Below are 17,411 nucleotides of genomic sequence, written 5' to 3'. Positions count from 1 at the left end.
GCGGCTCAGATCCACCCGTTGCGCAGGGCCAGGGCCGCGGCCTCCGACCGGTTCTGCACACCCGTCTTGCCGATCGCGGAGGACAGGTGATTGCGCACCGTACCGGGGGAGAGGTGCAGGGCCGCGGCGATCCGCTTGGCGGACGCGCCGTTCGCGGCCTCGCGCAGCACGTCCTGCTCCCGCTGGGTCAGCGGGTTGGCACCGGCCACGAGTGATTCCTCCGCGAGCGCGGGGTCGATCGCGCGCAGCCCCGCATGAACGCGCCGGATGGCCTCCGCGAGCTGCTCCGCGGGCGTGTCCTTGACCACGAAGCCGCTCGCCCCGGCCTCCAAGGCGCGGCGCAGGTACCCCGGCCGGTCGAACGTGGTCACGATCAGGCACCGCGTTCCCGAGCCGCCACCCGTGATCTCCCGGGTGGCCTCGAGCCCGTCCAGCACGGGCATCTCGACGTCGAGCAGCGCCACGTCTACGTGCTGCGAGGTCACCGCGGCCACGGCCTCCCTGCCATCGCCCACCTGGGCCACCACGCGGATGTCCGGTTCCAGGTCCAGCAGAGCTGCGAGCCCGGCCCGGACGAGCGCTTGGTCGTCGGCGATCACCACGCAGATCGGATTCATGCTGGCTCCACCACGATCCGCAATCCACCGTCCGCGCCGGCCACGGGCGAAATCACGGCCAACCGCAATCCGGCGGCCTCGGCCCGTTCCCGCATGCCCCGCAGGCCATTGCCGGGTAGTCCGTTGCCGCGCAGCACGGACGACGACGCCGCTGCCGCCCCGTTCCGTACGCGTCCCGGCCCGGTGCTGTCCCCGGTCCGTCCCGACCCGGCGTCGTCGGCCGCTCCACCCGAGCCAGTGCCGGCACGCGCGGGGGACAGGACGACGTCGTCGACCAATGCGCGCGAGGCCGCGAGGGCAGGAGGGGCGGGCACGGCGTCGTCGTCCGTTCGTGCGAGGCCCACGCCGTCGTCGGTGATGGTCAACGTGGTGGGAGTGAGCGTGACCCGGCACGAGGACGCCGCGGAATGACGCACCGTGTTGGTCACGGCCTCACGCAGGATCCAGGCGAACGCGGAACGCCGTGCTGCGTCGATCGAGGGCACGGTGTCGGGCAGGTGCGGCGTGATGCCTGCCGAGCGCAAAGCGGCGCGGGCCTGGACGAGTTGGACGCTCAGCTCCGGTTCGCGCAGTTTGCCCACGGTGGAGCGCACGTCGGTGAGGGAGTCGCGGGTCAGGACCAGGACGTCGTCGAGTTCCTGGGCGGCGCGCTGCGGATCGGTGGTCAGCAGCCGCTGGGCTAGCTGGACCTTCATGGACACCACGGTGAGGGAATGGCCCAGGATGTCGTGGACGTCGCGGCCCACCGCCTCGCGCTGCCGAGCCAGCTCCAGCTCCCGCTTCAGTTCCTCCTGGACCCCGGAGCGTTCCATCATCCACCGGGAGATGAGCAGCAGGAAGACCGCGGGCAGGGTCCCGATCAGCGGCCACCCCCACTCGTGCGGCGGTCGGGCGAGCAGCCACGGGACGCTCGCCGCGAGCACCACCACCGCCGCGGAGATCAGTGAGGCCCGCATACTGAACCGGAAGATGCACACGGCCACGAAGAACGGCGCCACGTACGTGACGGCCAGCCCCGCGGCCGGCACCACGAGAGCCAGCGGCAGTAAGAGAACGAGACACCAGAACAGGGCGTTGGCCCGTTCGCTGCGGCGCGGGAACGGGTACTCGAGCAACCACGAGACCACGTAGAGTGCGGCGAACAGGCCCAGACCGGTCAGGCCCAGCGCCTTCGTGCCGCTCGAGACGGGTGCGGAGAGCACCCCGGAGGCCGGGAAGAAGAGGAAGACCAACCACACGGACGCGTAGAGGACGTCCGGCCACGTCGATGTCCCCGGGGCGGGGTCGCTCGCGCACGCGGTACCCCGGACCGCGGGGTTCTCGGAAGTCCTGGTGGTCATCGGCGGGCCGTTGCTCTTCGGGCCGCGATCAGGGCGATGGCGCCGAAGATCGCGGCCCAGACACCCACGTTGGCCAGTAGCAGCCACACGCTGTCCTGTTCGGCCGTGCCGTCCACGGCGACCACCCAGCCTTCGGTAATCGGATAGCGGGCAAGTCCCACGATCCCATACAAGGGCGTGAAGCGCGCGAAGTCCAGCAATGCACCGGACAGCGGCATGAACACGTTGCCCAGGAATGCGAGCACCACGAGCAGACCGGACGCCGCGCTCACGGCCCCGTCCGAGCGGAACAACAACCCCGCGGCCAGTCCGTAGAGCGCGAAGACCGAGGAGCTCGCCACCACGATCCCGGCGGTCGCGAACCAGCGCCAGAGGTCGTCCAGCATGGAATTGGTGAGCAGGCCGGCCAGGTACACGATGATCACCGGTATCACGGCCACGGAGACCGCCACCGTGACCTTGGTCGCGGCGTACCCGCCCGTGCCCATGGGGGTCATGGCCAATTGGCGGCCCCACCCCTGCAGCCTCTCGACCGCCGCACTGCCCGCGATGGACGTGGTGGCGGTGACGGCTCCATACGCGGCCATAGACACCATGAGGTACGCGGAGACGTTGCCGTGGCCCGAGGATTCCCCGGACCAGCCCTGGGTGACGCCGAACATGACGAACAATGCGGCGGGCAGGACGGCGATGAAGAACATGTTCGCGACGTCCCTGACCTGGCGCCAGAAATCGTGGAGTGTGTAGGTGAGGTTCATGACGGGATCCTTCGTGGGTCGGATGAGGCGGGGACGCTGCGGTTCAGTGCTCGCCAGAGCGGTTCACGAGGGCGGCGAAGGCGTCCTCGAGCCCGCCGCGAGAGATCTCCAGCTCGGTGGCCGGGGTCTCGGTGAGCAGGACGCGGGCCAGCCGGTCCGATTCCCGGGTGTGCGCGGTGACGCGGGTGCCCGCCCGATCGAGGTGCGTGACGCCGGGAAGGTCCGGCAGCGGCGTCGTCCCCGGCCAGGAGAAGGAGACGGTCTGACGGGTGGAGGCGGAACGGAAGCTGTCGAGCGTCCCGTCGTGGTGGACCATGCCGTGGTCCATGAGCACTACGCGCCGCGCAAAATCCTCCGCTTCCTGGAGGTAGTGGGTGGCGAACACGACCGTGAGCCCGCGCTGGGCCTCGACATGCATCGTGTCCCAGAACTCGGTGCGGGACTGCACGTCCATGCCCGCGGTGGGCTCGTCCAGCACGAGCAGTTCGGGGCGGGGGAGCAGGGCGAGCGCGAACCGTACGCGTTGCTGCTGACCGCCCGAGCACCTGGACACCTTGCGGTTCGCGAACTGCGCGGCTCCGGCCCGCTCGAGCACCTCGGCCACCGGCGCGTGGTCGCGGTAGAGCGAGGCGATCATGGTCACGGTCTCGCGCACGGACAGGTCCCCGAGCAGCCCGCCCGCTTGCTGCACCGCGCCGACCTTCCCGTGCGCGACCGCGGCGCGCGGCGTCTCACCGCACACGCGCACCTCGCCCTCGGTGGGGTCGGTCATGCCGAGGACCATGTCCAGCAGGGTCGTCTTCCCGGCGCCGTTGGGACCGAGCAGGGCGACGACGTCGCCGCGCGGGACCCGCAGCGAGACACCCTTCACGGCGCGCACCGTTTCCCGGCGGGTGCGGAAGGACTTGACGGCGTCCGTCACGGTGATCGCGGGGGCTTCCCGGGGTGCTGTGGTGTTCATGACTCCACCCTCCCGCGGGCGGCCCGGGCCCGGAACCGTGGTTTGTCACGACGTGGGGGTGACAAGTGTCAGGGGTGGGCACTTCCGATAGGACCTGCTGACGCGGGGACGGAACGTGCGCGGGCGGGCCCCCCGGCGGTCCGAGCACCGGTAGACTGGTCTGCCGTGGCTCTTACTATCGGAATCGTCGGTCTGCCGAACGTCGGAAAATCAACCCTGTTCAACGCGCTCACGCGCAACACGGTGCTCGCCGCGAACTACCCGTTCGCGACCATCGAGCCCAACGTGGGTGTGGTGAACCTGCCGGACGAGCGGCTGGACAGGCTCGCGGAGATGTTCGGTTCGCAGAAGATCGTGCCGGCCACGGTGTCTTTCGTGGACATCGCGGGCATCGTGAAGGGCGCGTCCGAGGGGGAGGGGCTGGGCAACCAGTTCCTGGCCAACATTCGTGAGGCGCACGCGATTGCCCAGGTCATCCGTGTGTTCGACGATCCGGACGTGGTGCACGTGGACGGGAAGATCGATCCCGCCTCCGACATGGAGACTATCAACACCGAGCTGATTCTGGCCGATCTGCAGACCCTCGAGAACGCCATTCCCAAGCTCGAGAAGCAGGTCAAGATCAAGAAGGGCTCGCCCGAGCAACTCGCGGCGTACCAGGCCGCGGAGAAGGTGCTGGCGGAGGGCCGCACGATCTTCGAGGCCGCCGGGCCGGAGAAGCTGGACACTGACAACCTGCGCGAGCTGAACCTGCTCACCGCCAAGCCGTTCATCTACGTATTCAACGCGGACGAGGGCGTGCTGTCCTCACCCGAGCGTCAGGCTGAGCTGGAGGCGCTGGTGGCGCCCGCGCAGTGCGTGTTCCTGGACGCGAAGCTCGAGGCGGATCTGGTGGAGCTCTCCGAGGAGGAGGCCCGCGAGATGCTGGAGATGGAGGGCCAGGACGAGTCCGGCCTGGACAAGCTGGCCCGCGTGGGCTTCTCCACGCTGGGCCTCCAGACCTACCTCACCGCCGGCCCCAAGGAGGCCCGCGCGTGGACCATCAACCAGGGCGACACCGCCCCCAAGGCCGCCGGGGTGATCCACTCGGACTTCGAGCGAGGCTTCATCAAGGCGGAGATCGTCTCCTACGACGACCTCATGGCCGCCGGGTCCATGGCCGACGCGAAGGCCGCGGGCAAGGTGCGCATGGAGGGTAAGGAGTACGTGATGCAGGATGGGGATGTGGTGGAATTTCGTTTCGCCGTATAACCTCTGGCGTCGATTGAGTGGTCTGAGCTGCCGATGCGATGACCAAAATAGGTCAGCAGTCACTGTATAGTTCAGTGCATGCTGACCATTGCTTCACGCCTCGACGTCATGCACCGGCTCGGCCGAGCCATGGCGGACCCGACGCGATCCCGGATCCTGATGACCCTGCTCGACGGCCCGAGCTATCCGGCGGTGCTGTCGCGCGAGCTGGAGCTGACCCGGTCGAACGTGTCGAACCACCTGACCTGTCTGCGCGACTGTGGCATCGTGGCCGCCGAGCCCGAGGGACGGCAGACGCGCTACGAGATCGCCGACCCGCACCTCGCTGCGGCGCTCACGGCGCTCGTGGATGTGACGCTGGCCGTCGACGAGCACGCGCCATGCGTTGATGACCAGTGCCCGGTGCCGGGCTGCTGCGGGACGGGGGCAGGCGCATGAGCGCGGCGTGCGGCTGCGACGAGCCCGAGACCACGGTCGGCGAAGCAGTTGAGGAGGTGCAGGAGCGACCCTGGTGGCGGGACCGCGGGATCATGGTCCCGGTCCTCTCCGGCGTCGCTTTCCTGACCGGTCTCGTCCTGGAGTGGTCCGGGCTCGAGATCCTGGCGCTGGTGCTGTTCTGGCTCGGTCTGCTGCTGGGAGCGTCGACGTTCACCCCGGGCGCGATCCGCAAACTGTTCAAGCGCAAGCTCGGCATCAGCCTGCTGATGACGATCAGCGCCATTGGCGCGGTGATCCTCGGCTACGTCGAGGAGGCCGCGGCCCTGGCGTTCCTGTACTCGATCGCTGAGGCGCTGGAGGACAAGGCGATGGACCGCGCCCGCGGCGGGCTCCGGGCGCTGCTCAAGCTCGTCCCTGAGACAGCGACCATCCGCCGCGACGGCGCGTCGGTCGAGGTCGCCGCGAAAGACCTCCAGGTGGGCCAGCTGATGCTGGTGCGGCCGGGCGAACGGATCGCGACCGACGGCGTCGTGGTCACGGGTCGTTCGAGTTTGGATACGTCTGCGATCACTGGAGAGTCGATCCCGGTCGAGGTCGAGCTGGGAGATGCAGTCTCGGCCGGTGCAATCAACTCCGCCGGCGCGCTGGAAGTCGAGACGACCGCGGCGGGCACCGACAACTCGCTGACCACGATCGTGGAGCTCGTTGAGCAGGCGCAGGCCGAGAAGGGAGACCGCGCCCGCCTCGCCGACCGCATCGCCCGACCCCTCGTCCCTGGTGTGCTCGTCCTCGCCGTCCTGGTGGCGCTGATCGGTTCGCTGTTCGGCGACCCCGAGCTGTGGGTCACTCGCGCCCTGGTCGTCCTCGTGGCGGCGTCGCCGTGCGCGCTGGCGATCTCCGTGCCGCTGACCGTGGTCGCCGCGATCGGCTCGGCGAGCAAGTTCGGCGTGATCATCAAGTCCGGTGCCGCGTTCGAGCGCTTCGGCGTGATCCGCCACGTCGCCGTCGACAAGACCGGCACCCTCACCCGAAACGAGCCCGTCGTCACCGCCGTTCTCACCGCCGACGGGACCACCGAGGCGCAGGCGCTGGCGTGGGCGGCCGCGCTGGAGCAACACAGCACCCACCCGCTCGCGGCCGCGATCACTGCCGCCGCGCCGGGGGCCTCAGTAGCCGAGGACGTGACCGAGCAAACCGGGCACGGCATCGAGGGCAAGCTCGACGGCGCGCGGATCACAGTCGGCAGCCCCCGCTGGCTGGACGCCGGGACGCTCGGCGACCGGGTCGCAGGGCTGGAGGAGCAGGGCATGACGGTCGTCATCGTGCACCGCGACGGCGAGCCGGTCGCTGCGATCGGCGTCCGCGACGAGTTGCGCCTGGAGGTCCCGGAGGTCGTCCGCACGCTCGCCGCGCAGTGCATCGGGGTCACGATGCTCACCGGCGACAACGCCCGCACCGCCCGCGCTCTCGCGGCGCAGGCCGGGATCGAGGACGTGCGCGCCGAGCTGCGCCCCGAGGACAAGGCCGCTGCGATCGCTGAGCTCGGCCAGCATGGTTCGGTGGCGATGATCGGCGACGGCATCAACGACGCCCCCGCCCTCGCCGCCGCGGACATCGGGATCGCGAAGGGCGCGACCGGGTCGGATGCCGCGATCGAGTCGGCCGATGTCGCGTGCACCGGGCACGACCTGCGGCCTCTGCTGCGCGCGTTCGACCATGCCCGGCGCGGACGGCACATCATCAACCAGAACATCATCCTGTCGCTGCTGATCATCATCGCCCTGCTCCCGCTCGCCCTCTTCGGCGTCCTGGGACTCGCTGCCGTGGTGCTCGTGCACGAGATCGCGGAGGTCATCGTGATCCTCAATGGCTTGCGCGCGGCCCGGACCCGGAAGGAGCAGATCGTATGAAGGTCGAACTGCTGCACATCGTCGACTGCCCGAACACGGCCATCGCCGAAGCAAACGCGCGCGCCGCGCTGGATGCCGCCGAGCTCGCGGAAGTGCCCATCGAGCTGGTAACGATCCACACCGAGACCGAAGCGGCGAACACCCGATTCGGAGGCTCGCCCACGATCCTCGTCGACGGCGTCGACCTGTTTCCGACGCAACCGGTTCGCTCGCTCGCGTGCCGGGTCTACGCGACTGAGCGCGGGTACGCCGGTGCACCGACTCCGTCTCAGATCGAGGAGGCGTTGCACGAGACCTATCGTTGACGTCGAACGCAAGCTGTCGGTCCCGGACGCGGGGCCGAGCGCTTCACTGCACACCTCAAGAGGGTGGTATGTACCGGAAATCGGTGGAGTGGAGATTCGCGCTGTAGGGATTGGTCGCCGCGCGGAGCATCGTAGTGAGCGCGGGTTAGTCGGCTGACGCGCCTCGGGCAAGCAATAGCCGGAAGTGCTTCAGGAACTGCTTCTTGTAGTGGCAGGATCGAGCCATGGATGTCCTCGCGCTGGTGATCTCGGCCCTGTCGCTGCTGATCGCCGGCGTCGGCACTTACCAAGCGAACAAGCGCGCGAACGAGGCACTCGCCGAGTCGCGCAAGGCGGCCGAGGACGCACGCTGGTTCGCGGTGCAGGAAGCCGTGCAGCGCCTAATCGGGTTCGATCCGACGGCCGAGCCGGTGGGGGAGCGGCTCGCCAACCTGCGCATCACGTCGATCGCGCTCGTCGACCAGCTCGACGGCTGGGATGGTATCGACTCGTGGCTGGAGGCCGAGCGCACGCTGGGCGCGACCATCGGCCGCCAGGTGATGGAGGCCGCCAAGCCCGGCGACACCGTTGAGCGGCGGGTGGCGAACCTCGACCCGCTGATGAGTTGGGCGCACGCGCTGAGCAGCAACCTGCGCCATTTACGATCAGTCGGCCACGACGCGGCTGCACTTGCCAAGCTCCAGGTCAACGCGGAAGAGTTGGTTAGGGAAATTCATGCGCGTCACGGCTGGGATTTGCCGCCGCGGACCAACCTCCGGATCCAGCCGTTGGACTAGATGTGGTGTAACGACTCGGCCTTACGGGTTGCTCAGCACTGTGAACGACGTCGCCGTGTACTCGGGCTTAACTTCGCCGGCAGGGCCGGTTTCTTCCGTGACTGACACATCGACTGAAACTGACATGCCGGTGCGCAGCGTTGCAGTGTTCGCCGCAGGGATCTTCTTCGCGTCGATCTTGACGATCTCGCCGTCCTCGATCTCCAGCTGCCAAGCGCTGATCTCGCTGACAGTCCGCAAGATGCCGCGGATGGTGGTCGGCTCGAGCTCGAGTTCCCGAGAAGCGATGAGCTCTCCAATGTGAGCGAGTTCAGCCGTGGAGAGGCGCGTGCGCAGGCGCGCCTGGCGAGGCTGGGACCAAGTGAGATCAGGCTCGAACCCTGATTTCACCAGACCTGTCGAGAAGTCGCGCAACGTCGTGGCGACGCGCGGTCCGTACTCGCGGATGCGCGCCAAGAAGTCACTGGTGTCGGCATCTGGGCCGAGACGACGTCCGTCCTCGAGCAGTCCCAGTGCTCGCTTCATGGCGGTGTCGATCAACTGGGGCTCTGCATTGTCGTCTCCGAACAGCCCGACTTGGCCATCGGGTGAGATCTCGTCCGCTGGCGAAGTCGTCGGCACGATCTGCAGGATGAGGCTTCCCGGCAGTGGTGAACCATTGAGGTTCAGTCGGGTCTTCGAGACGACGTCGGCGGGCGGTTGCCCACGCAACGACTTGTGCCCCTTCACCGCGAGGCCTGTCGCAAGCACCAGGCGCTGAAAATTGCGAAGCGTGTCAGCAATCCCGTCGATTGCTCCCGAGTGGATCGTGATTCCTGGCCCAGTCAGGCGCAGAGACCCTGAAGAAGCGTCGCGCCGCAGCAAGCCGTGCTCAGCGCGCAGAGTCTCGATGCTCATGCGCGCAAGATCATCTGCGTCCTGCCACTCAGCTTCGCCTTGGACGTTGGCCTTGAACTGCTCCCAGTCAAACGCCATGGAAACCGTCCAGAGTCACTTCGAAGTAGCCGCGCTGCGGTAGGGCATCCGGCCGTTGCGGAGGATCTTCCTTCGCGCCGTTGCGCTTGCGCATCCAGAAGTCATCCCAGTAGCCACGATTCAACGCATATGACTGGTGCTCGACTGAGTGGGCGCGGTCCGCCTCGGGGAACACGTGCCATAGACAGTATCGAGTATCAACGCGCAGGCCCGTCGCTGGCCGGACCTGGTTCATCCCGAACATCTGCAGGATGTACCGATCCTTGGGGTCGGTCACCTGGTCAACGAGCACGTCTTCGCCCCAGTAGACGAGGTCGATGTCGTCAGGATCGATCTTGTCGGTAAGGAAGCTGCCACCCACCCATACGCACACCACGGGGACGACAGAGCGGATGCCGTCGGTAGCGGACTCGAAGTGCTGCCAGATCTCGGCGCGGGTCGCCGACTTCGCGAACCGGGGATCGTCAACGTAGTGGGATTTGATCTCTTCCAACGACGCGCCGAATCGGCCCAGCGGAAGCAGGCCCGTCTGCTCGTCAAGTGCAGGCAGCACCAAGTCACCTCCCTGTGGGTCGCAGTCACCTGTCATTATGTCCTATCAGGGGCTGCCGACAGAGGCGGACGCGAGATCGGGTCGCGTGCCCCCGCTGCCCCACCTTCTGCGTCTCCGGAAGGGGCGAGGTGGGTGCCGAGGCGATGCCAGCCAGACACGCAACCACAGGTTGGTATGTGCCGGAATGCGGTGGAGTTCCGCTTCAATGTGTAGGCTCTATGCCAGAGGCGGAGGCGTAGCGGAGTTACTGCATCGATCGAATTAGATACTTTAACTCTCGTCAATTCTACTCTGCGCGAATAGTTAAGGAGACCCCGTGCCGCTTCCAGAGGGTATTCGCTCACAGGCGGTGGAGTATGCTCGAAAGGACTTGCCGGGTGACCTGGCATGGCATGTCGACTATTTTAACTTCATCGGTGACCTCGAGCTTCGCAAAAGGCTCGGGCAGGAGTTTTACGCGGCCAGGTATTTGTATAAACTCTGGGAAGGCCTTCGGGTCGACGAGCCATGGGCGATTCAAGCTCAGGTTCAATTGCAGGTTCAACAGTACGCATCGATTTATGAAGCCGCAATTCACTACCTTCTCTTCGTTGAGGCGTCTGGCGAGCCTGTCGTTAAGGCCTTACCTGAATACCGCGCGCTCGTGAAGCGGGAGCTCCCGGGACATATTATGGATCGAATTCGCAAACTTCCTCAGGCTGATGCTACGGATGTCATTGGTGCCGTGTATGCAACGCGCCGCACCCAGGAGTCGAAGATTCGATTCGACAGCAAGGTTGCTGCCGCCGTGACGCTAGGCATGATTAGTGATGGCCTCGGTCATGAGATCGCAGGCTACTACACGGCTCGCAACTACATTCACATCCATGCGGAACTCCGTCAAGAGGATTTTGATTGGCAGATTGAGTTTGCGCGCGATGCTTACAGGCGCCTTAGGCCGTTTAGGGAAGAGGTCTCAGCTTGGCTCTCAACCCGCAAAGAGCGTGTTTGAGGATTGGACCCAGTGAATACGTCGAGACCCTGTATGGGGTCGCGCTCTTGGGCTGGGGGTCGTGACGTAGTGGTCATCTCATCGGGGTGAAGGGGCGGGCAACTGGGTGCATGGTGGAGCATTCAAAATGCTATCTCGCAGCCAGAGACTCCATGCGTGTCTTGATCCGTCAGCTATTAAGGTTGTGCCAGGCATCCCCCAGCACCCAGCGAATAGCGGAGATCCGCCCTGAGAGGTAGCCCCATGCCCAGTCCGACTCCACATCCTTCGCCAGCTCTTCCACGCCGTATTGTTCCTCGACTCGGCGCTTTGCTGCGAGCACTCCAGCCTTGATGTCATCGGGCCAATCGTAGAGATCCACGTCCTCGTCCGCCGGTTTACGTCCGTACCAGAGTCGATCCATGAGCGCTGACTCAACCTCTAGGATCTCTGACACCCGTCGCAGCGTGCTTGTCCCAACATCGTGCTTGAACGCTAGATCTAGATTCTGCTCAACGAGCCGAAGGAGCTGTGGCTTCTCCCAGATGCGGATCCTGAAGGGCGGATTGTTGGAGCGTTGATAGTCCGCGATCCAATCCTTAGCCCCGTTGGTTAGATAGCCGGATGCAATGAAGAGGAGCGCTGACGGGCGCTCAGCGCTGGCCCAGGCGATTGCCCCCTGAAGCGCTTCCGGAGGAACGCCGCGCTTGTAGTGCTTGCAATCGACGAACCAGCGCTCCTCGTACTCGTGCCCGTCAACGTCCCTCATAGACCGGCGGGCGACGATATCTCGACCACGGTCGGACGGCGACGCAGCGAGCGGGGTCCCCTTTCTCCAATCCACATTGGAAAAGCCACTCTCGGCCAAGAGGTCGAAGCAGAACTCTTCGAAGTCCGTGGGCGATAGTGCTTCGAAGTCGAGGGAGCCGAGGGTGAAGTCGTGCTCGGACTCGGCGACGGCCATCGCATCATCGTCGAGTGGATGCTCGGGCACCTTTTCCATACGGCCAGTATATGAAGCGCCACACGCGAGGGAAGCCCGACGTCGACTCGGCTTGCTACTGGCAGTCGTCTGCGATTACCCGGTGGACGTGACGTTGGGCTAGTTCCTCACGATCGGCGGTTCGGGACGCCCTGGCTCCCAAATCTCCCAGCCGATCTTCCTGCCCAGGTCGCTGAAGCAGCCCTGGACGCCGAGGCGGTAGACGCAGTACCACCAGGCCTCCAGCTCGTCCGCGATGCGGTCCCGAAGTCGGACCTCGTACTCGTCCAGCGCTTGGTTGTCTCCGTAGGGGACTTCGGCGAGCTCGGGCTCTGTGCTCCTAACGTGGAACTCGACTCGCTCCCAGTACTCAGATGGCGACTCATCCGAGCCAGGCTCGTTGGTCGCGAGGATGCCTAGGTGGTGGAAGCGCCCCGACTTCCCGTACCGAGCGAACGTCGCGAAGAGAAGCGGGAGTGTGGTGCTCCCGCTGATCCGATCAGCGAGAGTCTCGGCATACCCGGTGTGGGTGGATCGCGCCTGGCCGCGTTCAATCGCCGTGTTGAGCAGTTCAATCGCCGTGTTGAGCAGCTGACTCATCTTCTGGATGTCATGGCCCCAGTCGTACCTCAAGGTCGCCTTGGAGGGCCAGGAGCCCGAAGCCTCGATCTCGTTGCAGCCGAGCATGACCTTCATGGCCTTCTCCACGCCGATGCTGCCCAGCACAAACACGCCATCGCCGTGCAGCGAGACAAAGCGAAGGGTTCGGATTGCCTCCACGGAGTCGCGCAGGAGGTTGCGCACTGCCCCGGCCTCCTCCAGCAGCGCGAACCCCTGGTGCGTCGACAACGCCGGGTGCAGTCCCGGCGGCGGGCTCGATGCCATTCCCTCGGTCCTCCTCGTGCCCCTCTGGTCGCCCTCCTATCCAGAAGGGGCGCATGATGGCGCTCCATGAGCGGGGTGCCTTTGCCGCTGCGCGAGTCGCTGTGACCAAAGGTTACTCGGCTACGGAACGTGGTGGAGTTCAGGTTCAACGTGTGAGCTGAACTGTCTTTGGAGCGTAAGCGACTTCCGTTCCAGCGTGAGGACTGTCCCCCGCTGGAGCGTTGCGGGGCTTGCCCCGTCCTTGGCCGGGCGAGTGATGTCGGAGCAGCGGAGCCTGGGTTTGAATTGCTCGAACGACGGGTGTGTGAGCCTCGCCCCCGGCGGATCAGAGCGCGATGTCCGTCAAGGTGGCCAGTTCAATGCCAACCTGGCGGCGTGCTGTTGAGTTCAGGCCATGCGTTTTGTCTAGTGCGACACCTGCTAACGGTATGATTAAGCCATGTCGTACACCCGTCGCGTCGTGGACCTCGAGCTGGATGATCTCTTTGGCGAGGTGGCGGCCCTCGCGCTGGACGGCCCCAAGGCCGTAGGAAAGACCACGACGGCGGAACAACGGGCGGCTGGGCTGGTGAAGCTGGACTCCAAAGCCGTTCGGGAGCCTGTCGCAGCGGATCCGCAGATCATTCTCCGCCGCCCGCGTCCGCTCCTCATCGATGAATGGCAGAAGATGCCAGAGGTGTGGGACGTTGTTCGCCGCGCCGTGGATGAGGACGCCGTGGGCGGGCAGTTCCTGTTGACCGGCAGTGCGAGTCCCCAGGACGGAACCGTGCAGCACTCGGGAGCCGGCCGGATCGGTCGCCTGCGCATGCGTCCGATGACGCTCGCCGAGCGTGGTCTGGAAACACCAACCGTGAGCCTCGCCGCTGTTCTGGCCGGACGTGACTCCATCCAGGGCGAGTCAACGATGGGGCTGCCCGAATACGTGGAGGAGATCGTTGCGTCGGGTTTCCCGGGGATGCGCGGCCTGAGCGCCCGCGCCCGGGGCTTCCAGCTCGATTCCTACTTGCGCAACGCGGTGGAGCGTGACGTGCCGGAACAGGGCCTGGCCGTCCGCCGACCGGAAGCCATGATGGCCTGGTTGCGCGCCTACGCTTCCGCGAGTTCGACGACGGCGAGCTACTCCCAGATCCTGGACGCGGCGACCCCTGGTCACAGTGAGAAGCCGGCACGGGCGACCGCCGAGTCCTACCGCCAGGTGCTGGCCTCCTTGTGGCTTCTCGACCCTGTGCCGGCCTGGAGCCCGGTCGGCAGTCCGATGACTCGCCTCGGGCAGGCTCCGAAGCACCACCTGGCCGATCCTGCTCTAGCGGCTCGCCTCCTCGGCCTGGGCGCCGACGCACTGCTGGGCGGCAAAGGGGAGCCACTTCGTCCCCAGGCGGGTTCCATGCTGGGGATGCTCTTCGAATCGTTGGTGACATTGTGCGTCCGTGTCGCTGCCCAGGCCGCGGAGGTCGACATTGCACACCTGCGGACGCGCAACGGCGACCACGAGGTGGACCTTGTGGTCGTGCGGGCCGACGGCGGAGTCGTCGGCATTGAGGTAAAACTCGCGGCAGCTGTCAGCGACTCCGATGGCAAGCACCTGCGCTGGTTGCGCGACCAGCTGGGATCACGTTTTGTGGATGGTCTGATCATCACGACGGGTCCGATCGCCTATCGGCGGCGGGACGGTATCGCCGTGGTGCCCCTGGCCCTGTTTGGCCCCTGAGGAACGAAGCAGCCTGAGCCGTATTGTCTGAGGGCGTCGGCAACGTCCCCAGTGAAGGAAGCCCATGCCTGATCGTCGTCATGCGGACCACGCCAGGAGGTTGACTGGTACCATAAACGGGTACCAGTCAACGTAGGGAAGGTACTCCATGTCCATCAGCGCAAGCGAGGCCCGCAAGACTCTCTTCCCGCTCATCGAGCGCGTGAACGAGGACCAAGAAGCCATCGAGATCGTCTCTCGGAAGGGCAACGCGGTGCTCATGCCCGCCGACGAGTACGCGGCGTGGCAGGAGACCGCCTACCTGTTCCGGTCGCCGTCGAACGCCCGCAGGCTTCTCGACGCCTACGATCGTGCCCGTGCCGGGAAGACCCAGGTCCACGAGCTCGACTGTTCAGACGAGCCGTCCAGCCAGGCTCGGGATGTCTGAATGCGGCTGGTCTGGGACGAGGCCGCCTGGGAGGACTACACGTACTGGCAGACCGCCGACCGGAGAATCCTCAAGCGGATCAACCTGCTCATCGATGCCTGCCTGCGCGAGCCGTTCGAGGGCATTGGAAAGCCCGAGCAGCTGAAGTACGGGGCGCAGGGCTCGTGGTCGCGCCGCATCAACGAGGAGCACCGGCTCGTCTACCTCGTGGCTGGTGAGGATCTCGTGATCTTGCAGGCTCGATACCACTACTGAGCCGGGCTGAACTGCCGTTATTCGGATCAGATGTGCCAGGTGACTTTGCTGCCGACGTCTAAGGCGCATCTCTGGTATGTCCGCGAGGCTTGTCCGACCATTGACTGGTGAGGAATGTTGCCGTGCCCGATGAAGCCCTGTTCCTTCGCAGATTGCGACAGGCGGACGCCCCTGCTGTTCACCAGGCTTTCGCCTCCAACCCCGACATGGCCCGTCAAGGCGTGGTCACCACGGCCGAGGAGGCCTCGGCGCACGTCGCCCGCCTCGTGAGCCCGGACTCGCCCCACGAGCCCTGGGCCGTCGTCGAGTCCGACGCACTGATCGGCCTCGTCTGCGTCACGGTGGACGAGGACAACAGGAGCGGCTGGTTCTGGTACTGGATGACCGACCGAGCGCGCGGCAGGGGAGTCATGAGCCGAGCGGCGGCAACGGTCGCCGAGTGGGCCCTCGCGGAGCGCGGACTGGAGCGTCTCGAACTCGGCCACCGCGTCAACAACCCGGCCTCCGGCGTCGTCGCGAGGAGAGTCGGTTTCGTCAAGGAAGGAACCCAGCGTCAGAAATTCTTGGTGGACGGAAAACATCTCCACGCCGACATCTACGGTCGGCTGAAATCAGACCCGCACCCGACCTTTGACCCGGTGACCATAGTCACCTAATGAACGGTGACGGGAATCACCAGACCGGTCGCCTCCACATGACCAGGGAGCCGTATTTTCGCTGGCCACGGGCCTAAAATTGAGGGGAGAAGAGTCTCATACCGGAGCGACACTCGGAGGCAGAAATGTCCGGCCATCAGGTTGATTCCACCCACGAATCCAGAACCATGAGCCGGGGCACCGTCTCGATGCTCTGGAAGTTCGGACTGATGGTGCTGGTGGGCGCGGTGATCTTCTTCATCCCGGCACCTGAGGGCGTGGACCCCCGCGGCATGCACATGCTCGGCATCTTCGTTGCCACCATCCTGGGGCTCATCCTGCAGCCTCTGCCCACCCCGTCGGTGGCGCTGATCGGTCTAGCCACGGCCATGATCACCGGCGCCATGGACGTGAAGAGCGGGGAGGCACTGAGCGGCTTCTCCAACTCCGCCGTGCTGCTTATCGTCGCGGCGTTCTTCATCGCGGACGGCTTCTTGCTCACCGGGCTGGGGCGCCGCGTGGCCCTGATGTTCCTCAGGGTCCTCGGCAAGTCGCCCCTCGGCATCGCCTACGGCATGGCCGTCACGGACCTCCTGCTCGCACCGGCCACCCCGTCCAACACGGCCCGCGCGGGTGGTGTGATCTACCCGATCGTCCGCTCCGTCGCGGAGGTACAGGGCTCCACCCCAGACACCGACGAGTCCCGCAGGAAGCTCGGCTCCTACCTCACGTTCACCGCCGCCCACGTCAACGTGATCACCAGCGCCATGTTCATCACCGCCATGGCCGGCAACCCGCTGGCCGTGGCCTCCGCCGAGAAGCTCGGCGTGCACATCTCCTGGGGCCAGTGGGCCCTGGCCGCCCTGATCCCCGGCCTCGTGAGCCTGGCGGTGGTCCCGTGGCTGCTCATGAAGGTCTACCCGCCCACGCTGAAGAGCACGCCGGAAGCACCTACCATGGCGCACAGCGAGCTGCAGAAGATGGGGTCCATGACCCGCGGTGAGATCATCATGGCGGCCACGTTCGTACTGCTCCTGCTGCTGTGGGTCTTCGGCACGGCCATTGGCGTCAACGCCACCACGGCGGCCTTCGTCGGCATTGCGGTGCTGCTGGTGACCAAGGTGCTCACCTGGAACGACATGGCCAAGAACGGCTCCGCCTGGAACACCCTGATCTTCTTCGCGGTCCTGGTGGGCATGGCGGAGAACCTGAACAACCTGGGAGTCATCACCTGGATCGGCTCGGTGGTCTCCGGTGCCGTCGGCGGCATGTCCTGGCCGGTCGCCTTCGCCATCCTCGCGCTCGTGTACTTCTACGCGCACTACATGTTCGCCTCGAACACCGCGCAGATCGTCGCGATGTACGGCGTCTTCCTGGGTGCGGCCATCACCGCGGGTGCCCCGCCGATGTTCGCGGCCCTCGCCCTCGGCTACATCGGCAACCTCTTCGGCGCCATCAGCCACTACGCGTCCGGCCCGTCCGGCGTGGTCTACGGCTCCGGGTACGTCAAGGTCTCCGAGTGGTTCAAGGTCGCCTTCATCATGTCCGTGGCCATCATCATCATCTGGACCGTGGTGGGCACGGGCTGGATGTGGGTCCTCGGCGACCTCGCCATGTAGCCCGCCCGGCGAACCCTCCCCGCACGACCACGCTCGGTGCCCTCCC

At 66.0% G+C, this 17,411-nt stretch carries 19 protein-coding genes; 11 read left to right on the top strand and 8 right to left on the bottom strand.

Annotated features, from left to right (window positions below):
- Positions 1 to 5: 5 nt before the first annotated feature.
- The 4 genes from IE157_RS00645 to IE157_RS00630 are packed head-to-tail and all read right to left on the bottom strand — an operon-like array spanning position 6 to position 3,676.
- On the bottom strand, positions 6 to 617 hold the full coding sequence (locus IE157_RS00645; protein WP_035965940.1) for a response regulator transcription factor: 612 nt from the start codon (positions 615 to 617) through the stop codon (positions 6 to 8).
- Complete coding sequence (locus tag IE157_RS00640; RefSeq protein ID WP_144999156.1) at positions 614 to 1,957, bottom strand: sensor histidine kinase; 1,344 nt, start codon at positions 1,955 to 1,957, stop codon at positions 614 to 616. The genes IE157_RS00645 and IE157_RS00640 overlap by 4 nt, the downstream gene beginning before the upstream one ends.
- The gene (locus IE157_RS00635) at positions 1,954 to 2,715 is read right to left on the bottom strand and encodes an ABC transporter permease (protein ID WP_064847293.1); all 762 of its coding nucleotides are present in this window, start codon (positions 2,713 to 2,715) and stop codon (positions 1,954 to 1,956) included. Before IE157_RS00635 ends, IE157_RS00640 begins: the two co-directional genes overlap by 4 nt.
- Before the next feature lie 43 nt (positions 2,716 to 2,758).
- Positions 2,759 to 3,676: an ABC transporter ATP-binding protein gene (locus IE157_RS00630; protein ID WP_144932169.1), complete on the bottom strand. Its 918-nt coding sequence runs from the start codon at positions 3,674 to 3,676 to the stop codon at positions 2,759 to 2,761.
- Between the two features lie 165 nt (positions 3,677 to 3,841).
- Between IE157_RS00630 and ychF the strand changes: the two genes are divergently transcribed.
- The 5 genes from ychF (at position 3,842) to IE157_RS00605 (ending at position 8,356) form a co-directional block, all read left to right on the top strand.
- Positions 3,842 to 4,927, top strand: a complete 1,086-nt coding sequence (gene ychF / locus IE157_RS00625; protein ID WP_193518850.1) for a redox-regulated ATPase YchF — start codon at positions 3,842 to 3,844, stop codon at positions 4,925 to 4,927.
- Positions 4,928 to 5,005: 78 nt separating this feature from the next.
- The gene (gene cmtR, locus IE157_RS00620) at positions 5,006 to 5,365 is read left to right on the top strand and encodes a Cd(II)/Pb(II)-sensing metalloregulatory transcriptional regulator CmtR (RefSeq protein WP_012397799.1); all 360 of its coding nucleotides are present in this window, start codon (positions 5,006 to 5,008) and stop codon (positions 5,363 to 5,365) included.
- A complete protein-coding gene (locus IE157_RS00615) occupies positions 5,362 to 7,275 on the top strand; it encodes a heavy metal translocating P-type ATPase (RefSeq protein WP_193518849.1) in 1,914 nt (637 codons plus the stop codon). Before cmtR ends, IE157_RS00615 begins: the two co-directional genes overlap by 4 nt.
- On the top strand, positions 7,272 to 7,580 hold the full coding sequence (locus IE157_RS00610; protein WP_012397801.1) for a hypothetical protein: 309 nt from the start codon (positions 7,272 to 7,274) through the stop codon (positions 7,578 to 7,580). Before IE157_RS00615 ends, IE157_RS00610 begins: the two co-directional genes overlap by 4 nt.
- A gap of 224 nt (positions 7,581 to 7,804) precedes the next feature.
- Positions 7,805 to 8,356, top strand: coding sequence for a hypothetical protein (locus IE157_RS00605; RefSeq protein WP_012397802.1), 552 nt, complete (start codon positions 7,805 to 7,807; stop codon positions 8,354 to 8,356).
- Positions 8,357 to 8,377: 21 nt separating this feature from the next.
- Here the strand turns inward: IE157_RS00605 and IE157_RS00600 are convergent, their stop codons facing one another.
- Together IE157_RS00600 and IE157_RS00595 are read right to left on the bottom strand one after the other, a co-directional pair.
- The gene (locus tag IE157_RS00600; RefSeq protein ID WP_085107085.1) at positions 8,378 to 9,331 is read right to left on the bottom strand and encodes a hypothetical protein; all 954 of its coding nucleotides are present in this window, start codon (positions 9,329 to 9,331) and stop codon (positions 8,378 to 8,380) included.
- Positions 9,321 to 9,884, bottom strand: a complete 564-nt coding sequence (locus IE157_RS00595) for a DUF6932 family protein (protein ID WP_022925102.1) — start codon at positions 9,882 to 9,884, stop codon at positions 9,321 to 9,323. Before IE157_RS00595 ends, IE157_RS00600 begins: the two co-directional genes overlap by 11 nt.
- A 316-nt stretch (positions 9,885 to 10,200) precedes the next feature.
- On the opposite strand from IE157_RS00595, the gene IE157_RS00590 reads away from it, so the two are divergent.
- Entirely contained in the window at positions 10,201 to 10,875 is a 675-nt protein-coding gene (locus tag IE157_RS00590; protein WP_052209914.1) for a hypothetical protein, read from the top strand.
- Between the two features lie 169 nt (positions 10,876 to 11,044).
- On the opposite strand, the gene IE157_RS00585 is transcribed toward IE157_RS00590, so the two are convergent.
- Positions 11,045 to 11,857, bottom strand: a complete 813-nt coding sequence (locus IE157_RS00585) for a restriction endonuclease (protein ID WP_193518848.1) — start codon at positions 11,855 to 11,857, stop codon at positions 11,045 to 11,047.
- A gap of 99 nt (positions 11,858 to 11,956) precedes the next feature.
- Positions 11,957 to 12,721 carry a hypothetical protein gene (locus tag IE157_RS00580; RefSeq protein ID WP_193518847.1) on the bottom strand — a complete coding sequence of 255 codons (765 nt, stop codon included), beginning with the start codon at positions 12,719 to 12,721 and terminating at the stop codon, positions 11,957 to 11,959.
- Positions 12,722 to 13,160: 439 nt separating this feature from the next.
- Between IE157_RS00580 and IE157_RS00575 the strand changes: the two genes are divergently transcribed.
- The 5 genes from IE157_RS00575 (at position 13,161) to IE157_RS00555 (ending at position 17,365) form a co-directional block, all read left to right on the top strand.
- Positions 13,161 to 14,429 carry an ATP-binding protein gene (locus tag IE157_RS00575; RefSeq protein WP_193518846.1) on the top strand — a complete coding sequence of 423 codons (1,269 nt, stop codon included), beginning with the start codon at positions 13,161 to 13,163 and terminating at the stop codon, positions 14,427 to 14,429.
- Positions 14,430 to 14,577: 148 nt separating this feature from the next.
- Positions 14,578 to 14,856 (top strand): type II toxin-antitoxin system Phd/YefM family antitoxin, encoded by a 279-nt coding sequence (locus IE157_RS00570; RefSeq protein WP_193518845.1) that lies wholly within the window; start codon positions 14,578 to 14,580, stop codon positions 14,854 to 14,856.
- A complete protein-coding gene (locus IE157_RS00565) occupies positions 14,857 to 15,111 on the top strand; it encodes a Txe/YoeB family addiction module toxin (protein ID WP_058955253.1) in 255 nt (84 codons plus the stop codon).
- A gap of 122 nt (positions 15,112 to 15,233) precedes the next feature.
- Complete coding sequence (locus IE157_RS00560) at positions 15,234 to 15,767, top strand: GNAT family N-acetyltransferase (RefSeq protein ID WP_193518844.1); 534 nt, start codon at positions 15,234 to 15,236, stop codon at positions 15,765 to 15,767.
- A gap of 167 nt (positions 15,768 to 15,934) precedes the next feature.
- A complete protein-coding gene (locus IE157_RS00555) occupies positions 15,935 to 17,365 on the top strand; it encodes an anion permease (RefSeq protein ID WP_193518843.1) in 1,431 nt (476 codons plus the stop codon).
- The last annotated feature ends 46 nt before the right edge of the window (positions 17,366 to 17,411 follow it).

This window comes from Kocuria marina (assembly GCA_014652975.1).
In the GTDB taxonomy this organism is placed as follows: Bacteria; Actinomycetota; Actinomycetes; order Actinomycetales; family Micrococcaceae; genus Kocuria; species Kocuria marina.
This window is presented reverse-complemented; position numbering and strand designations above follow the sequence as displayed.